This is a genomic window from Paenibacillus sp. J22P165 (assembly GCF_059692015.1).
Genome location: NZ_JCAUAP010000004.1, coordinates 339293 through 357575, shown reverse-complemented (window position 1 = coordinate 357575; position 18283 = coordinate 339293). Strand labels below are relative to the sequence as shown.

General features: G+C 44.5%; 14 protein-coding genes. 2 read left to right on the top strand and 12 right to left on the bottom strand.

Translation table 11 applies throughout. From position 1 onward, the window contains the following. Nucleotides 1–2: 2 nt before the first annotated feature. From helD to AC58QM_RS11835, 9 genes are all read right to left on the bottom strand, one after another. A complete protein-coding gene (gene helD, locus AC58QM_RS11875) occupies nt 3–2432 on the bottom strand; it encodes an RNA polymerase recycling motor HelD (protein WP_497284112.1) in 2430 nt (809 codons plus the stop codon). Between the two features lie 238 nt (nt 2433–2670). After that, nucleotides 2671–3918 carry a DUF4153 domain-containing protein gene (locus AC58QM_RS11870; RefSeq protein WP_497284111.1) on the bottom strand — a complete coding sequence of 416 codons (1248 nt, stop codon included), beginning with the start codon at nt 3916–3918 and terminating at the stop codon, nt 2671–2673. A gap of 184 nt (nt 3919–4102) precedes the next feature. Then, nucleotides 4103–4630 (bottom strand): DinB family protein, encoded by a 528-nt coding sequence (locus AC58QM_RS11865; RefSeq protein WP_497284109.1) that lies wholly within the window; start codon nt 4628–4630, stop codon nt 4103–4105. A 90-nt stretch (nt 4631–4720) separates the two neighbouring features. Beyond that, on the bottom strand, nt 4721–5179 hold the full coding sequence (locus AC58QM_RS11860; protein WP_497284108.1) for a hypothetical protein: 459 nt from the start codon (nt 5177–5179) through the stop codon (nt 4721–4723). Nucleotides 5180–5270: 91 nt separating this feature from the next. Beyond that, nucleotides 5271–7145: a hypothetical protein gene (locus tag AC58QM_RS11855; protein WP_497284106.1), complete on the bottom strand. Its 1875-nt coding sequence runs from the start codon at nt 7143–7145 to the stop codon at nt 5271–5273. 122 nt (nt 7146–7267) lie between these two features. After that, nucleotides 7268–8173, bottom strand: coding sequence for a zinc metalloprotease (locus tag AC58QM_RS11850; protein ID WP_497284104.1), 906 nt, complete (start codon nt 8171–8173; stop codon nt 7268–7270). Nucleotides 8174–8305: 132 nt separating this feature from the next. Then, nucleotides 8306–9403 (bottom strand): mandelate racemase/muconate lactonizing enzyme family protein, encoded by a 1098-nt coding sequence (locus AC58QM_RS11845; protein ID WP_497284102.1) that lies wholly within the window; start codon nt 9401–9403, stop codon nt 8306–8308. A 33-nt stretch (nt 9404–9436) separates the two neighbouring features. Next, the gene (locus AC58QM_RS11840) at nt 9437–10102 is read right to left on the bottom strand and encodes a GntR family transcriptional regulator (RefSeq protein WP_497284100.1); all 666 of its coding nucleotides are present in this window, start codon (nt 10100–10102) and stop codon (nt 9437–9439) included. Between the two features lie 87 nt (nt 10103–10189). After that, on the bottom strand, nt 10190–11053 hold the full coding sequence (locus AC58QM_RS11835) for an AraC family transcriptional regulator (RefSeq protein ID WP_497284098.1): 864 nt from the start codon (nt 11051–11053) through the stop codon (nt 10190–10192). A gap of 139 nt (nt 11054–11192) precedes the next feature. On the opposite strand from AC58QM_RS11835, the gene AC58QM_RS11830 reads away from it, so the two are divergent. Beyond that, nucleotides 11193–12764, top strand: coding sequence for a HEAT repeat domain-containing protein (locus AC58QM_RS11830; RefSeq protein ID WP_497284096.1), 1572 nt, complete (start codon nt 11193–11195; stop codon nt 12762–12764). Between the two features lie 81 nt (nt 12765–12845). On the opposite strand, the gene AC58QM_RS11825 is transcribed toward AC58QM_RS11830, so the two are convergent. Then, on the bottom strand, nt 12846–13979 hold the full coding sequence (locus AC58QM_RS11825) for a glycoside hydrolase family 88 protein (protein ID WP_497284094.1): 1134 nt from the start codon (nt 13977–13979) through the stop codon (nt 12846–12848). 164 nt (nt 13980–14143) lie between these two features. Between AC58QM_RS11825 and AC58QM_RS11820 the strand changes: the two genes are divergently transcribed. Then, a complete protein-coding gene (locus tag AC58QM_RS11820) occupies nt 14144–14980 on the top strand; it encodes a helix-turn-helix domain-containing protein (RefSeq protein WP_497284092.1) in 837 nt (278 codons plus the stop codon). A 345-nt stretch (nt 14981–15325) separates the two neighbouring features. On the opposite strand, the gene AC58QM_RS11815 is transcribed toward AC58QM_RS11820, so the two are convergent. Both AC58QM_RS11815 and AC58QM_RS11810 read right to left on the bottom strand, forming a co-directional pair. Further along, complete coding sequence (locus AC58QM_RS11815) at nt 15326–15919, bottom strand: ankyrin repeat domain-containing protein (protein ID WP_497284090.1); 594 nt, start codon at nt 15917–15919, stop codon at nt 15326–15328. Nucleotides 15920–16007: 88 nt separating this feature from the next. After that, nucleotides 16008–18209 (bottom strand): alpha-galactosidase, encoded by a 2202-nt coding sequence (locus AC58QM_RS11810; RefSeq protein WP_497284088.1) that lies wholly within the window; start codon nt 18207–18209, stop codon nt 16008–16010. Nucleotides 18210–18283: the final 74 nt, after the last annotated feature.

The following is an 18283-nucleotide window of genomic DNA, read 5'->3' as shown; positions in this document are numbered from 1 at the left end:
ATTTATTGCTCTAGTTCATATAAGGAAGGATCCATCGCTTGGATAAATGGCGTCCACTCCCCTGTCGCGTAAAGCACAAGCCGGTGCATCGCACGCGTACATGCGGTATAGAAGAGCTTGCGTTCACTTTCCCTATCATAGGTTTGCGAAGAGGCATCGTAGATCAGAACTGCGTCGAACTCGACCCCCTTCGCCAGATAAGAAGGAATCACCATAGCTCCCTTCTCGAACGTGAGCGTCTCCTTCGTAATAAGTCGCAGAGCTTCGCAGCCCTGCGATTTCAAGGCTTCATGCGCCTGACGGCTTTCGTCTGCCGTTTTCGTAATAACGGCGATCGAGTCGAAGCCTTCCGCCTGAAGCGCCGCGATGTCGGCTATCATGCGTTCGGCCCTCTTCTCGCTACTGCTAACGTTGACGAGGTAGGGCTTCCGGCCACTCCTCTCAAAAGGCACAATCTCTTCGTTCGGCAATAGCGACTTCGTAAACGTCACAATCTCGCGGGTGGAGCGATAGCTTCGGACAAGCCGTATTAGGTTAGTTTCGCCTTCACCGTAAAGCTTGGTCAATGGCGAATCCAGCTCGTGCAAATTCGTCGCCTGCGGGAAGATCGCTTGACTGAAATCTCCCAGCACCGTCATGCGAGCGCGAGGAAAAAGCTTCTTAAGGAAGTAGAATTGGAACGGCGAATAATCCTGACCCTCATCCACGAATAGATGCCGCACCTCCGTATTCGTCCGATTGCCTTCGACAAGCTCTTTCAAGAAGAGGAAGGGAGCCGCATCCTCGTAAAACAACTCAGACTGACTCAACTTCTCCTTCGTTTGCTTGCCTATCTCCGGCCAATGCATAGGCATATCCATCTCGTTGGTCATTTCCTGATAAGCAGCCGCGTCACCGAACAAACGAGCATATAGTCCGGTCATATCGATGAACTTTAGCCGTTTTACCTGCTGCCTCAGTGGTTTAAACCATGCTTTCACGATCATCTGGCGCAGCAGCTCTTCTTCCTGCATCGCATAATCAAAGTCAAAGTCTTCTGCCTCACCCAGCCCTTCTTCCGCATCACCATAAATACCCACATATTCTTCGTTAAAATGAATGACAGTCCCCTCTTGCTTATATCTCCGGACTAGCTCCTTGTAGGCATCTGCGTATTGTTCGTTGTCGAGATAGTTGAGTTCATCTTGAACCCATTGAGCCCTGCGCTCCTTACGTTCAAGTACGGATAGTTTTTTCAGCAGCCATTCCTGTAAAAGAGCGACCCGATTAGCTAAGCGAATAGAGCTGTCATAGCTGTAAAATTGGGCTTCCATCTGCTCCGCGGATACCAACTCGCCATCACGGAAAGGGATGCTTCGGAATAACATTCCTTCCTTACGCAACCATAGCGCATACTGCTGAAGCGCCTGTAGATAAGCTTCTGATGCTTTATAATGAATGCCGCTCAGCCGTGCTTCATACCCATCTGAATTCGTTGCAGAAAGTACGTATTCAATCTGATCAAAAGGGTTTTCGAGTTGGAACGTGGAGGCTAGCCAATATGCCAGATACTCCTGCATCGTCGTTTGCTGCAAGTTCTCCTCACCGAGCTCTGGCAGAACCGTAGATACATAACTATTAAACATCGGATTCGGTGAAAAGAGCACAATTTGATCCGCTTTTAGCTTATCGCGGTGCTTATACAGCAGGTAGGCTGCGCGTTGCAATGCCGCGGAAGTTTTTCCACTGCCCGCTGCTCCCTGCACGATGAGCATAGCACTTGTATCATCCCGAATAATCGCATTCTGCTCCCTTTGGATGGTTGCCACAATGCTCTTCATTTGTGTATCCGCACCTTTGCCAAGCACCTGCTGAAGCAATTCATCGCCAATCGTTACACTGGTGTCGAACACCGTGTGAAGCTGACCGCCGCTAATTTGATACTGACGCTTCAATCTCATGTCCCCCGCAACACGTCCTCCTGGCGTATCGTAAGTCGCCGCCCCCGGCGAGTAGTCATAGTACATGCTTGCGATAGGAGTTCGCCAGTCGTAGACAAGAAAGTCTATACCATCTCGATCAACGAAAGATGACACACCGATATATATGTGCTCGCTGCGGCTGCTTCCCTCCTCTTGAAAATCGATGCGCCCGAAATAAGGAGACGTAAGTAGCCGTTTCATACTTTTCAAACGCTGCATCCGCTGTCTGTGACTGCGCTCCCGTTCAGTCAATAATGCTTCTTGCTGCTTCATACTGTAAAATGTTTCTTCGAAATCTTCGGCGTTGCTTGTATTGATTGTTACTTCCTCCCAGAACCGCTTGCGAATGTCCGTCACCTGATCACGCAGCCCGGATACCTCTGGTTCCAATTCGGTAATGGTTGCACACAATTTATCCATAACCATAGTTAACCGCTCTTGTTCTTGCTGCCAATCCTTCGCGTGTATCATCTTTACGAACACTCTCCTTCGTGGACTTATGGGAAAAACAAAAAATGTTTGACAAACGGTAAGTCATCATGCTAAAATTTAAGTATAGATAAGATGCATTAACTTTATATTTTTTACATTTAAAAACGGAAATGACTTTTCGATTTTACCATATAGCTCACCCACATGTAAATGATTTATTCACAAAGAAGAACCGGCATTTTTTGCCGGTTCTTCTTTGTGTTTCCTTATACTTCCGCTACTTAAAAATGATAGGAAAAGTAAACGCAACGACTGCCGCCCACACCCCATACACGGGCAAGTACTTCGTAACAGCATCTTGGATCGCTGAAGGACCTGTTTGATTTCGTAGAAACCGTAGATAAGCAATCATAATCCAAATGAGATTAGCCCAGATTAGCAAGTTTACACCAAGAACTGCAAGTCTGTTCGGTGAAATCCCGTAAGAGGAAAGCCTGAACACGATGGCGGATAAAGCTACACTATCAACGATTAGCGCAAGAACAATGAGGCCTAAATTAATATAATCAGATAGGTTCTTTCTCTCGTCTGTGCCGCTTTCCGTAATAGAAAAAATAGTGACAGCCAAAACACTAAGGAGCACACCGTTGAAGGATAGCAAGAAATCTCGGTCCATGAATGGATTTTTCCCGACCCAGATAACGGTGATCAGATAAACCAATAAGGTTGCCAATACGAGTGGACTAAAAATTTTCGCTATATAGGGTGCAATATTCTTAGCAATTTTAAGATTCCGTGCTACGAGATGAGTACCAACAATGGAAAGCGCGGCTGCACCAAATAATACGACATTCTTGAAGTAGAAATCGCCAATATCCATACCAACAAAGCGAAATAGCTGCATCGTTAGCCCTGTTAATAGCATGCCGCTAATGGCCATGATCGCATAGAGTATGCCGAATTCCCCATTAAACTTCAGATAAGCTAGCCTAGTACTGCCTTTACGATAGTCATTTCCTGTAAAAGCTAACCCCACGACTACCCATAAGAATATGGGAAGATGAATATAGGCTAAGATCATACTGTCCGTTTGCTCTAGAGGCAGTATATTCAGATAGACGCAAGAGATTAGGAATAATGCACCAAGCGTGTATAGCACATTTCGGTTAGGACGATTATTCGTTACAAAATAGATCGCCATGATGGGAAGAATACCAAATGCCAAGTTAATTGGGGCAATTGTTTCTTGTTCCACAAATTGAAAAATGATTCTTGTGACGATCCCCGCCAATATGGCTAAGATGCCCATGAAGATAAAATTTTTCTGAAACAAGGAAGCTTTCTCTGCATGTACACTCTCCTTGTAATGCAATCTTTCGTGCCAAACGGCAAGCACCTCCGAATGAGGGTTTTGTTGCCAAGCGGCTGTGAAAGATTGTTTAAAAGCATCGGGATCATGTCTAAACATTCTCTCTAGCTCATGCGGATTCGTCATATGTTCGATTATTCGATTGTTGTTGTCCATGATTTTACCTCCCTCTCATCTTTGTCATCGTAACAATGGAATGTTCATCTCACTTTCGTCAATTTGATATTAACCCACAATTTATCGTTTTGCAATATATAATTGCCGAATATAACTATATAATTGTTGTTATGTAAATAGAAAAGGCAGCAGACCCACTTGGGTCAACTGCCTTCTGATGTTATTATCCTTGTGTTCGTTTCTTAATCAAGCTGATCTGTCCTCTATGGTTGATTTCATCTTCCATGACGTGAAACCACATAAAATAATGATTAGCTTGCTTTTTATACCAGAACTCTTCTTCTTGATATAGCCACTCATCATCCACTGTCTTAAACAACTCAAACGTACGATTCCTGATCTCATGTAAGGTATTCACGTAATAATCGATCGCATTCCCTTTAATCTTCTCCCGACCTTCCTCACCCAGATGGATCGCGGCTCCCCAGATGAGCATCTCTTCTTCATTTAAATCTCGTTTTTCAAACGTTTCAACTTGATAGGCGTATTCGACTGCTGCACAATGTGATAATAAGGCACCGATGGAATTGCTCTTCGCATCTAACAAAAAATCCAGTTGCTGCACAGTTAAATTTTTCGTCATTTCTAAGGTTACATATCTGGCGTAGTTCATCATCGATAGCAACCGACTAATTTGAGGCGTATAACCAGGTATATCTGTAATGAGATAAATATTGTTCATGTTGATCATGATTTCCTCCGGCATAGTAGTTTATCAGAAAGGTAGTATCGCCCGTCTTTGAGTAATTCGCGAACGGATTCTACGATCCTGCTTTCTATCTTACCGAGGTTCGTCTAGATTTAATTCAGGACGAAATAGCTTATTTTTCTTTAAAAAACTCTTTAATTTGTCGTCTCTCACATGAACAGCAAAGAAGCCATTTTCTCTCGTAAATGCGAGTAACGTTGGGGAATACGTTTGGGATGAACTAATAAACATCACGACTTCGGTCACAGTTCCGGTTATCCACTCCGTATGAACCTTGTACGGTGGCATCATAGGGATCTTGATAGCTATGCCATCACTTGGTTCAATTTTAAAGGAACTTACCGTTCCCTGCGCAGAGGACAACCACGCTTTCACCTGATCCTGCAAAGAATTAGAGTTCTCCAATGTAAGGATGATCTCCCCTTTTTTTATATCAAACACTTCTGCTCCATCGGCTGCTCCAACTGCTGAGGCTATCCCTACACTTATTGCACACGCAAGCGCTACTAGACTAACTATGAATTTGATCAACTTTTTCAACCTCCATTTGAAGGTATATTCCCCCATTTAAAAGAAAATATGAACCTCGCTTTGGGCAGGAAGAATCGGATGAACATCCACGTTAATTTTCTATCTTTCCTTCCTCGAAGACTTGAATAGACAGTAATTTCCCATCTGTCTTATTTTCCTCAAACGTTATTGGCACTACGCTGTTCGGAAAAGGCACCTCTAACCGCTGAACACGAATCTTTTCACTGCTTTGGTCAGAGAGTTCCTTGCTTTCAAAACCTCCCTGAATGCCAGCTTTAGACAGCAGTTCCAGGGTCTTCTGAACATCGGTACCTTGATATCGGTTACGCAAGTTGTCGGTCCAAGTCTCGTCATTCCAAGCTGGCGCTTTCACATTCATGCCAGATCTCCGCATCGTGTCTAGCACCATGTTGACCATGTGACCGTCACCTTCCTGCATCGCACAAGCAAGCATGAGGTAAGCGCGATTCATAGTACCTATAACATTAAACTCGTTTTTGGCGGTTAGTAATTTGAATAGATTCTCTTCACTTCGATCTGCCGTGAACCAATACGCATGAAAATCCATAGGATTTACTGGACTTGTTGCCGGGATCAAATAGTTCCCATCCTTCGATACGCGGAATACCTTGGAGACATCAAATCGTGTCGGGTATTGCAAGACAAATACATGCTCTCCGTTCTCACTTGCCATGATTTGTACGGACAATGGATCCCGAGGCCGCGCCTCACCTGGAAGGATCGCGGAAGAACCATGTAAACTAGAATAGTAGTTGCTGCCGTCAGCAGCGGTCTCCCTAACAAGGCGATACATCAAACGACTCTTCTTAACATTCGACTGAGCAGTTTCATATACCGAGTTTCCATTCTTGATACGGACTTCCTCATTGATTTGCCACGTGATGTCGGCTATCCCTCGCAGTTCATCAGGCTTCGATTTCGATAAGTCCGGCAGTTTTATTTCCATATGGTAACCGTTGTTCTGCCACTCATAAGCGGTATATTGTTGTTGGGATGCGTAGAAGACGTCGGAGAAGCTATTCATATAAGAGACACCTTCTAGCCGCTCTTTACTCCCCCAATCAAACGCACTTATATGCCTGCCAACAGCAGTCAAGCTACCTGCTGCAAGAAGTACCGGCACGAGCAGTACAACGATAATATTTACAATTTTACGTGTTTGGACCTCTTCAAATGGCAGTTCTGAAGCCGCTTGGCGGTCTAGACTCAGTTTGACAGACAGTTGACTCATAAACGAGCCAATCAACCAAGTTCCTATGCATGCGTACGCTATTAAGGGTACCACGAATCCCCAAGGGGCAGCCCATGTCTGCAAGGAGCTGATTAATAACGTGCACAGCATCGCTAACAACGCTAGCGGCAGCAAGGAGGTAAAATAGCGCCTAAATATCCGAGGTGCTTTCCCTAATGCCTCATGAAAAGGAATATCTTGAAGAACAATCAGATACGGGGTAAGCGAGTACAACATGCTTATAATTATCAAGACGAGACCCACAGGAAAGAATGCTGTAGCAAGAACCAAAGTCAACACGCTAATTACGCCTTGAAATATTGACCAAGTGATCATATCGCCGAAGTACCTGCGTCCACAAGCAAACAGTGGGACTTTTGTATGGTTCAGAACCCATCCTTTCAAACCACCAAGGTACATCCCTCGGACAAAACTTTGTACTCCCATGACAGCCAATGAAACCAGAATGGCTGTAATTCCCCATACGTTTGTCCCTGCCTGAAGATACGTATATGGGATTTTCAGGTCCTTAAGCGAGGGCATATATAAGGGAATCGTTGCGTTAAATCCGACGGCTCCCATTGCAGCCGTTGTCGATACCGGTGACGGAGAATAGGGAAACACAGAAAATCCCCAATAGATGCCAAGACCAACGAGTGCCGAGATCAGTACTTCAAACACTATCACCACAACAATCAAACGTGTGTAGGCCATCGTTACCTCCTCATTGTATGATCAAAGCTGTGTACTACTAATCAAATCATATAGGAAATTAATGGGAAATCAAGTGCCTATTTACATAGAAAAGGCTGCCCCTCCCTGGGCAGCCTCTCCTATTAATGATGGTCATTACATTTACATTTGCAATGCTTAAATGGATCATACGGAGGTTTAAACTTAGGATTAATCTTATCTGGACCAATTTCTTTAATCAGCTTGTTTATGGCTTTATTGATCCTTCTCTCTCTCTCAGATTCATGTGGAGGATGAGGTCGGTCACAACACGGACAAGCAGGTACCTTCTCCATGTTATGAGTAGGAGAATGACTGATGCTTGCTGTTTGCCCGGAAGCACTTAAACTTACGGTAGCCATTTGGATCAACGAGTTCTCCAGCAGTAATCGGCTCTGACCTGCCACCGTACACTGTGCTTCATTAATGAAAGGAGCGCTTGCTGGGACAAAGCCGTTCATCAGATTTTGCGGATTATCATTATGATCATTCCCTGGGTTCGATGGATCGTTGATTGTAAAGCTGTTGGAGCTATTGCTTGTAAACCGACCGAAAAGCACGTGTCCTGCTTCATGCGCTAATAAATACGAATCGGCTGCATTGTCCGATAAGACTGCCTGTCCATAAACGCCATAATTATTTGTGTTATTAAAATTTATTATCTGAGGTCCACCATTTCCTACCGCACCAGAGCTTAAATTCCCCCCGCTTACGTAAACAACATAAAGCGCTGTCGCATTGTTGTTTACCGTCCTTGCTTGCATAATCAGCGATTGAACCCTTTCATCATTCACGTTTGCAACCGTATTCGATGGGATCGTCACATCTGAAATATAATACTCTCTCAAGGATACAAAGTTTATATTACAACGAACGCCTGGAAAAAATCCGCTCCCCCAAGCCTCAGTCGCACGAGTGAGATCGCTTTGTACTCTAGCACGGCGCAATTCAGGCGTATCGCTAGATCTTGCTCCCCTAGTAAAAATGCTAACAACAGAAACAGTTGCCATTATCTATCTCCTCCTAGTATCTAGTAGCTCTATCTACTATAGGAGATGCATAACAATAGATAATCGTGTGGACAAATTAAACGGGAGATTCGCTTATTTTTGCCCTCTACTCTAGCAGTTGGCGAAATAAAGTTATCTTACTCGATATTGCTCAAAATAGGTTGGAAGAATCGTAGTCGAAGCTCCTGGCATTTGCGGCAACACATAGTGTCCATCTATCACCGTAGCAGGTTCCTCAAAGATATGTCGAATCCATGGAATGTACTCCAACATGATGGCACTCGGTGTCGCAGCTACAAGATGCTGATGAATTTGTCCCATATCGCCTACGTGCGGACAGATCGGCACATCATAGGATGCTGCTAAGCCCGCTACCTGTAACCACTCCGTAATCCCACCTACGCGGGTAACGTCAACTTGACAATATTCGATCGCACCTTGATGAATGTAATCACGGAACGCATATTTATTATACACATGCTCGCCAAGTGCAATGGGAACATTGAGCTCGTCTGCGAGCTTCTTATGCCCCATAATATCATCCGGATTCAATGGCTCTTCTAGCCAGAAGAGATCGAATTCTTCTAGTTTTTTGCCCCAAGTCATCGCCGTATTGATATCCCATTGTTGATTCACATCGATCATGAAAATAACCTCTTCACCGATCGCTTTTCTGACCGCTTTACAGCGAAGATAATCCTCGCGCGGATCGGGCTTACCGACCTTGATTTTGACACCCGTAAAACCTGATTCTACGATCTCCGTTACATCCTTGAGCAATCGATCTTGCGACCAGTTTAACCAGCCGCCATTGGTATTATAGGCTTTAATCGGTTTCGTCTTCGCTCCCCCAAGATACTGCCAAAGCGGTTTATTGGAGGCTTTCGCCATGATGTCCCACAGGGCAATATCCACAGCAGCAAGCGCCATGTGTGTCACGCCTGCTCGACCGATCCAGTGCATCTTGCCAAAACGCATCTCCTCCCATAGTGCTCTGACCATGAAAGGATCTTTGCCAATCAAAAGAGGGGCATAGTAGTTATCAATTGTATCCACGATCATCCCATCACCATGGGCACAAGTCCCTGTATAACCATAGCCAACAAAGCCTTCATCTGTATAAATCCGAACGCCTGCTAATCCCCAATGAGTAGCTATGTTAATTGCATCTGTTATCGGGGGTGTTATCGGTACATGCAAAACAAAACTCTCAACTTTCGTAATTTTCATGGCATCCATCTCCTTTGTTGTAACTATCCTACCTTAGCGAATAAAACCTCGGGTTCGTTGATGTGAATGGGTTAAGTGCTGTAGTAAAGCATCTTCTGCCATCACAGTATCCCTTGCCATTAAGCCTTGAACGACGAGCATGTGTTCATTCCACTCATCCTGCAATAGTTGCTGTTCCATTCCCTTCTGGAAGAGTGATGAATAACGTTGGATGCGATCAATATACACATGAATTAGGTTTCTTAATGCCAAGTTGTCACAATATTCAAGTATCAAACCGTGCAAGCTCTGGTTCATCTCTGCAATTAAGGCAACTTTGTCCTCATCCTCAGCAGGATGACTTTTTGACCATATTTTCATTTGCTGATCTAAATTAGCAATCTTCTCATCCGGAATTTGCGGCAGCGCTTTGCGAATCGCTAATGATTCCAGCTCCTTACGGATTTCATACATATCATCCAACTCTTGCATTGAAATCTGAGCTACATACATCCCCTTGAAAGGCACCGTATACACCAATTCTTCCGCCATTAACCGTGAGAGTGCTTCACGAATCGGAATATTGCTCACTTCAAGATCACGGGCCAACTGATCAATATTAATCTTTTCACCGGATGGGATGTCATGCTGAAGGATTTGTGCCTTTAATAACGTATAGATTTCATCGGTCAAAACATAACGGTTTAAGCCTTTTTTCATCGTAGCCACCTTTTCTTTTACCTCATATCATAAATCATACACGATTTATGATTCGAAATAAACAGTTAATTTCAACACCAATTCCAATTATCGATTCTGATCTCGGAATGCCCTTGGTGATTGACCGTGCAACTTGTCGAATAATTTTGAAAAGTAATGCAGGGATGAAAATCCGTGCTTCTCTGCAATTTCCGTAACCGTCAAACTTGAAAAAAGGAGATCTTCCTTAGCCCGATTAACTCGGTACTGTGTAACATATTGTGTCGGTGTCATTCCCGTAGCCTGTTTAAATAGGTCAAAAAAATAACCGCGACTTATACTTAACTCTCTATAGTAATTTTCAAAAGGTTGCAGTTTCCCTTGTACCAGATCCTGATCCAATCGCTCGAGCAATTTAGACATGTAAAGATTCGGGATGTGTTCCTTTTTCAAGGCAAACGTCAAATAAAACTCGATAAACTGTTGGAAATTACTCTGTATTTGCAAATTACGCATGTATGTCCGATCATTGGCATACTGATTGTCCGTGTAAAACTTCTCGAAGAAATCCACCCACACCCGAAGCTTTTCCACGTTCAAATGGACGGGCAAAACATAAGGAAATTCTGGTCCAATTAAATGAGAAATTAACGTCTCCGAATGAAAACAAATTTTGGCTGGATAAGAGAAGTCCGTTTGTCGATCTATATAGGCCCAATCAAAATAACAGCAGACGTGGACCATGGGGTCATCCCGATCAGCAATCCAATGGTGAAGCTGCCCCGCCGGTACGTATACGAGAGAACCCACTCCCGTTTCATAGGTTCGGCCGCCTGTGTGAAGGGTCCCCTTCCCTTCACTTATCAGGTAAAGTGAAGCCACATAACTAACCCGATTGTTACTTGACTGAGCCTTGGAGAACGGATACCGAGTAGCATAGTAGACGTATGGATGGATATCTGCAAAGTTCAAGCTTGATCACCGTCCCATCCTTCATGTAAATGAATTTCATATGACGATTGTACAAATATTTGACGATCTTGCAAATACAAAACACACCGAACCTTGTAATGTTTATCGTATAAAGAACGATTTACAAGGAGGATGTACGATGATAGACAGCAACTACTTATTGACTGATGAACAAATGCTCCAGTTTATTACCAAGGGCTATTTAGTCCTGCAAAACGACTTACCCGATCAACTTCATCCTAACATCATGAAGCAGATTCATTATGTTTTGCATAATGAGGGGAATCCAGGAAATAACATACTCCCGCGTGTGCCAGATATTCAGAAGCTATTTGAGACACCAATTGTTAAAGGGGCCTTGAGCAGCGTTCTCGGTCCTGACTACTACATGCATCCTCATCGCCACTGTCATTACAACCGACCGGGGAGTGAAATGCCTGGTGGTGGACAATGGCATAAAGATGGGTATTGGTCCGCCATGCGCAGCCATCGACCTTGGTGGGCTATGGTCTTCTATTACACGCAAGACGTTACGGAGGAGCTTGGACCGACTGCCATCATGCCTGGCAGCCAATACTACGAGAAATTCCTTGGTGAACGAGGCGAGACCTACTTGCCCACAGGTAAGGCAGGTACGATGGTTTTAGTCCATTTTGACTTGTGGCATAAAGCATCCCTAAATATCTCGAACTTAGATCGTTACATGCTCAAATTCCAATTCCTCAGACTGCAGGCACCTACGTCGCCAAGCTGGAATCATCAACAGAAAGAGCTGCTTATTCCGGAGGGCTTACCCGCTGTCCATAAGACGTTGTGGCAGGATGTGTGGCAATGGCTGCGTGGAAAAGATGCGTCTAAGCAAGTTCATCTAGTAGCTTCTGAGGAGCGACTAGTTGCCTTACAACAACAGCTCGAAGACGCAGACCCCTTAGATCGTGGGCGTGCAGCCGATGAATTAGGGCTTCTGGGTGTGGAGGCCGCTTCCAGCGCATCATCCCTAACCAAGCTAGTAAACGATCATATGGAAACGACAGCTCTGAATGCAGCTTATGCGCTCGGACAACTTGGCACTCCAGGTGTGGAAGCATTAATACAGCAGATGACAGTGGGCTCGAACCTAGCAGCGGAACGTGCCGCATACGGGCTGCAAGGAGCAGGCGCGCAAGCAATTCCGATGCTGCTCCGCATGTTGCATCATGAAGATCAACATCGTAGAGCATTGGCGGTTTTCGTGCTCGGCATGATTGGTTCATCAGAAGGCGAATTGGTATCTTCGTTGATCTCTAGCCTCCAGGATGAGAGTGAATCGGTACGTCGACATGCCATTGAAGCATTAGGATTACTCAAACATCCTGGTGAACATGCCGTCTCCGCTATTGCAAAAGTATTGCTGGCTTCTTTACGAGATGAGCTAAATGCTGACACGCTTCATAAGGAGTCCACTAAGCCTAACGCCAACTTCCAACCTTACATTACGAATAAAATCGGCTATGCCGCAGCACTTTCCCTCCTGCGCATTGGCCAAACTGGGCAAGTGGATGAGACTGTTCACGCTCTTGAACAAGCACTGCGCAGTAAGGATCGCTATGTTAGAGCCTATGCCATGGAAGCACTATCGCATCTGCGAACGGAGGAAGCGGTCGATATCTTAATTCGATCTATCCGCTCTGCTCGCTGGTGTCCAGATACAAGCAAAGCGAGTACGTTCTAGGTCGTCCAAACACAAAGAAGATCTCTGTACAAGACAGAGATCTTCTTTGTTAGCTGTAAGATGACTAACACAACGAAAGACTTATAAGAGTTCCTTCAGCTTACTTATCGCTTCGATATAATAATAATCACCATAGATGAGCGCACCATTCTCAACCGCTGTACGCTTGTTGTTACCGGGATGGAAGGCTGCTGTCGCGTTGGTCAGGATACACTCATCCGAAAGATCCCAGATCGCACATTTTTCATCGAGTGCTTTAAGAATTAATATGGCTGATTGAAGATACAGCGCCTTTTCTGCTTCTGGCACAGCCTTGGCAATTTCAATTAAGCCGCAAGCGGTAATGGCTCCTGCACTGCTATCTAGCAGCGGAGATTCTACTGGCTGTCTATAATCACACAATGGCACGTACCCTGTGAGTGGTAGGCACGCTAACACATAATGTGCAATTCGTTTGGCTGCGTGCAGATACTCAGGTTTCTGTGTCCAATTGAACGTTTGAGCGAAGCCGTATATTGCCCAGCTCTGACCTCGCGACCAAGACGAACCGCTCTCATAGCCTTGTCCTCTTGGGTTATCCAGGACTTCGCCTGTCTCCTTGTCAAAGCTAACAATATGATTCACCGAGCCATCTTCTCGGATAAAGTCCTTTATTGTCTTGTCTGCATGTTGAATACCAATATGCTTAAACCGATCATCCTTGCTTTGTTCACTAGCCCAGAACAACAGCGGAATATTCATCATGCAATCGATAATAGCCCAGCCTTCTGTGCCTTCTCCATTCCAAGCACGGATGTAGCCGCCTGCTAGATTGTACCTGGCCGAAAGTACATTGGCTGCAAGCATAGCGCGTTGTCTCGCTTGTTGATCACCAGTAAGATCGTAGTTCAGTACGGAGGTTAGCAACCACATAAAGCCTACATCATGATGCAACTCATCATAACTGTGGAGAACCTGATCTAATTTCTTCTCAATACTTTGCGCATATTGCTTGTACACGTCGGTATTCGAGTCTTTGTACAGCTGCCATAGAATGCCAGCCCAGAATGAATTCGTCCACCAAGAAAGTTCATCATGCCAATCATCATAGACCCCGTCATTCGTCGTGTGCGGGAACCCGTCTTGAATGCGTGTTGAGGTCTTGGCTATTTTGGCTGTAATTCGATCCCATGTCCCTTGAATGTACGCTTTATTCTCTTGTAAAATCGCTTTCATCTTCTCTTGCCTCCCTGAACAAATCTGTTTGAATATCCTAAGTATAGCGAGAATTGAAGTTCCTACCTATGGTAGACCTTGCGCGATACATTGCAAAAGTTGCTTTTTCATTTTGCCTTTTATGATATAGTTAAAATATTAACTCTTAGCCAACGAGGGCCGCTATGAATGAAATTCTTACCACCATCAGCTTGCTAAATAACGCATTTAGCTACATCCATTCCATTACGCAAAGTCCTCATGACAACCAACACCACACGTATACGTTGGATTGCTACGAAATTTATTATTTAATCTCTGGTAATGTCGATTATCAAGTTGAAGAGATGACGTACTCCCTTAATCCAGGAGATCTATTAATTATTAATAATAGGGAAATGCATCGTCCTTATTTCACGAGTGATGCTAGCTATGAACGCATTATCATTTTTTTCACGCCGGAATTCTGCCAACATTATCAGCAGATGAACTATCCGATTTTGCAATATTTTGAACGCAAAAAGCCCGGAAGCTTTAACCGCATCCCGAGCAAGCTAATAGAACAACTAAGCGGCTATTTCACGGAGATTGAAGAACATATTCGTAATCAGCAACCAGCGAGTCAAGTGCTCATTGAATTAACGTTTATCCGACTCCTCATTCATCTCAATGAGCTGATCGCCACACATCTGCATACGTTTGAGCTTGAGGGCAACTACAATGCCAAAATCGAACATATCGTCACTTACATTCATCACCACCTTTATCGGCAACTGACACTCCAGCACATCGAGGATGTCTTCTATATTAATCGCTATTACTTCTCTCATCTCTTCAAAAAAGTAACAGGGTATAGCTTCAAACAATACATTATTCATAAACGCATTGCGAAGGCTATTGAATTACTAAAACTATCCATTCCACCAGCAGAAGTATGTAAAATGACAGGCTTCGAGGACTACTCCAATTTCTATAAGGCGTTCAAGAAAATTACAGGTGTTTCGCCAGCGGGATATACATAAAAAGAGAGGATGTCCCGAAAGTCAATTTCGACTTTTGGAAACAGCCTCTTCTTTCGTTAATGATCTAGGAGTAATGAATGTACTTCCTCTGCTTCTTCTGCTTCCCGTAATCTAACTGGATTTTCTCCATCTATTTGAAGCGGATTTCTCGATTCCGAAAGGATAACTGTATTTCCTGTAGTTAAATTCCTTCGATTTGCTCGTATCTTCAAATTTTATATAAAATAGATGTGTTTTTTCCATCTAATCATGAAAACAGGTCAAGTTCGAGCAAATTAGATGTAATTTATACATCTAAACACGAATTGGTAGTCACCCTCGTATCAAAAGAGAACGTAGCTGCGCCTACTTCGCTCCTGCAAGTCTTAGTATCTGTTCAATTTCAGTAAATCTATTTCGTTTCGCATGCTGAAGTGCGGTAACGCCGTCCCTATCGGCTATATGTACGTTTGCACCATGTTCAATGAGAAGTCGGGTGATGTCTTGATACTTGGGTCCGCCATTGGTGAGAATAGCAACTTCAAGCAACGCGGTCCAACCCAAATTGTTAATATGGTTGACATCCACATCTGTCGTTGTAAGCAGTACTCTCACATTTTCCAAATGTCCTTTTTCTGCAGCAGGGATGAGCGCATTCCCCCCGTAACGGTTCGTCAGCTTCGTATCGGCCCCAGCTTCGATTAGGAGCTTTAAAATAGAAAGAAGTCCTTCTGCTCCTGCGTATAGGAAAGGATTATCCTGCATGGCATCCTTGATATGGATATCGGCCCCAGCTTCAATTAATAGCTTTACAATCGCAGGATTGTTGGCATGGGTTGCTGCCATAATGGCCGTTCTGCCTCTGCTATCCTGCTCATTCAAGTTAACACCCTTGCTCAGGAGTTGCTCTACTTGCTCAATGTCACCACGCTCAACAGCAACAATCAATGATTGACTCATCTACTTATCTACCTCCCTTTCAAAAATGTCCAGCCATTCTATTATGCCATAACTAGAAGTGTTCGACATACACCAAAAAGCCCGCGATTTACGCGGACTTCATCCCTTTCCGTTGCAGCTTCCAGGAACAACTGGCATAGTCCCCTGTTAAAACAGGAACATTTAATCCAGCATACATCAGCATTTCTCCAGAATAACTAGCATCGCTGCCTATGATTTCATAATCCATTCCAGGCTCAAGCCCCTTCAGATAAATGCGAGAAAGAGGTTCATTATACCGGGCTAATACTTTGGTATACACGATAAATGCCTCTTGTTTATCCTCAGAAACGAACATCCAAGCTGAATCATTGTGTTCAAAAGGACTTCTTAGCCGGTACATATCGCCGAACTGAACCAGTTTCCTTATTTCTTTATATTCGGCAATCTGACTTGTGGCTGTTTCCTGTTCTTGCTCTGTCAGCTTTGTCAAATCAAGCTGGTAGCCGAAATTACCAGACATCGCGACATGTCCTCTTGTTTCAAAGGAAGCGCTACGGTACAATACGTGACTCGGCGCCTTCGAGACATGCGCTCCCATCGTGATAGCTGGATAGATCATACTGAAGCCATATTGAATTTTGATTCGCTCGACTGCGTCACTGCAATCACTTGCCCATGTTTGTGGCATATAGTACAACATGCCAGGATCGAATCTTCCGCCGCCGCTAGAACAGCTCTCAAATAGAACATCCGGAAAAGCGGTAGTCAGCGCTCCCATCACCTTGTATAAGCCAAGAACATACCGATGAGCCGTTTCCCGTTGCCGCTCCGGCGGCAACAGCGCTGAACCGATCTCGGTCAGATGGCGGTTGCAATCCCACTTCACATAGGATATCGGCGCACTGGCCATAACTCTCGTGATCATGCCAATAACGGCGTCGCACACATCCCCTCTAGATAAATCAAGGACGAGCTGATATCTCGATAGCGTTCGTGCCCGATCCGGCACATGAATACACCAGTCGGGGTGAGCCCTGTATAAGTCGCTATCCGGAGATACCATCTCCGGCTCAAACCACAGCCCGAACTTCATGCCGTTCCCTTCCACGCGTTTCGCCAAACCCTTCAAACCATCTGGAAGCTTTACCTTATGCTCAACCCAATCTCCTAGAGAGGAGGTCGAATCATCTCTTTTCCCAAACCATCCATCATCTAAAACAAACATATCAAATCCAAGCTGGTGTCCAACTTCAACAATTTGATTAATTTTTTCCGCTGTAAAGTTGAAAAAAGTCGCTTCCCAATTGTTTATGATCACCGGTCTTTCCCTATCTCGGTACGCCCCTCTGCACAATCGCTTCCGATACAAGTGATGGAAAGTTCGCGACATTTCTCCTAATCCATTTGAAGAATAAACCATCACCGCTTCTGGGGTTTGAAAATGCTCTCCCGGCTGCAGCAACCAATCAAAATCGAATGGATTGATGCCCATATAAGCTCTCGTTCCATTGTATTGATCCACTTCTGCGCCGGCAGCGAAACTCCCACTATAGACGAGGCTAAAAGCAAATACATCCCCCTGATTTTCATTGACTCCCGGTCTAAGCAATGCAAAGAACGGATTATGCTGCGGCGAGCTGCTCCCTCTGCGGCTTTCAATAGATTGAATCCCTTGTACCAGCTTTCGCTTGGCGACATCAGCCTCTCTCCCCCATGCACCATTCAACTGCATCATGGTGAAATCACTGTCATGAAAATCGACACTCATGCTTAAAGCCTTGCCCAGCTTCAAGCTCCTCACGCCATCATTTACAAAACGGACATGCCTCGTTATTACATTTTGATACTCAAAAGCCGTATAAGAAAGGATAACTAACAGACCTGACAAATCGTCTCTCAAGGTGATTTCTAGCGTTTCTGCCTCGTCGCTGGTTTCCACATATGTGGCTGGTAATCCATCCAGTTCAGGTTTACCTTTACTAATCGAATGGGAGTGATAAGCTAATTCAGTAAGCGTGGAACCATTGTCTAATTGCACTGAAAAAGCGGGACTTCTGAAATCTGAATTTCCGTATGCCGGGTATTCCAATGGGACTGTATCCAGCGAATAGCTCTTGTCCTCTAGATCATGATAAGGTGAAAACTGTCGAAAGGTTGGTCTTAATAAATAGTTGAAATCGCTGCTTTGGATCCTTCTTCCCCAGTAGAGGTGTGTCAAATGTTTTCCTTTATACAGTTGAAAAGCATACGACATACGACCGGCCTGCACATGAAATATTTTCTTTTCTGCAATAAAAACGATACCCATAGCTCCTATCCGGCCTCCTTATACACATAGTGAAATCTCATGCCTAACCGAATAGGCATGAGATCATGAAGCTC

Bases quoted from the DNA above. Each gene is read 5' to 3' on its own strand.
- helD (WP_497284112.1), bottom strand. From the start codon at position 2,432: ATGATACACGCGAAGGATTGGCAGCAAGAACAAGAGCGGTTAACTATG.
- AC58QM_RS11870 (WP_497284111.1), bottom strand. From the start codon at position 3,918: ATGGACAACAACAATCGAATAATCGAACATATGACGAATCCGCATGAG.
- AC58QM_RS11865 (WP_497284109.1), bottom strand. From the start codon at position 4,630: ATGATCAACATGAACAATATTTATCTCATTACAGATATACCTGGTTAT.
- AC58QM_RS11855 (WP_497284106.1), bottom strand. From the start codon at position 7,145: ATGGCCTACACACGTTTGATTGTTGTGGTGATAGTGTTTGAAGTACTG.
- AC58QM_RS11850 (WP_497284104.1), bottom strand. From the start codon at position 8,173: ATGGCAACTGTTTCTGTTGTTAGCATTTTTACTAGGGGAGCAAGATCT.
- AC58QM_RS11845 (WP_497284102.1), bottom strand. From the start codon at position 9,403: ATGAAAATTACGAAAGTTGAGAGTTTTGTTTTGCATGTACCGATAACA.
- AC58QM_RS11840 (WP_497284100.1), bottom strand. From the start codon at position 10,102: ATGAAAAAAGGCTTAAACCGTTATGTTTTGACCGATGAAATCTATACG.
- AC58QM_RS11830 (WP_497284096.1), top strand. From the start codon at position 11,193: ATGATAGACAGCAACTACTTATTGACTGATGAACAAATGCTCCAGTTT.
- AC58QM_RS11825 (WP_497284094.1), bottom strand. From the start codon at position 13,979: ATGAAAGCGATTTTACAAGAGAATAAAGCGTACATTCAAGGGACATGG.
- AC58QM_RS11820 (WP_497284092.1), top strand. From the start codon at position 14,144: ATGAATGAAATTCTTACCACCATCAGCTTGCTAAATAACGCATTTAGC.
- AC58QM_RS11815 (WP_497284090.1), bottom strand. From the start codon at position 15,919: ATGAGTCAATCATTGATTGTTGCTGTTGAGCGTGGTGACATTGAGCAA.
- AC58QM_RS11810 (WP_497284088.1), bottom strand. From the start codon at position 18,209: ATGGGTATCGTTTTTATTGCAGAAAAGAAAATATTTCATGTGCAGGCC.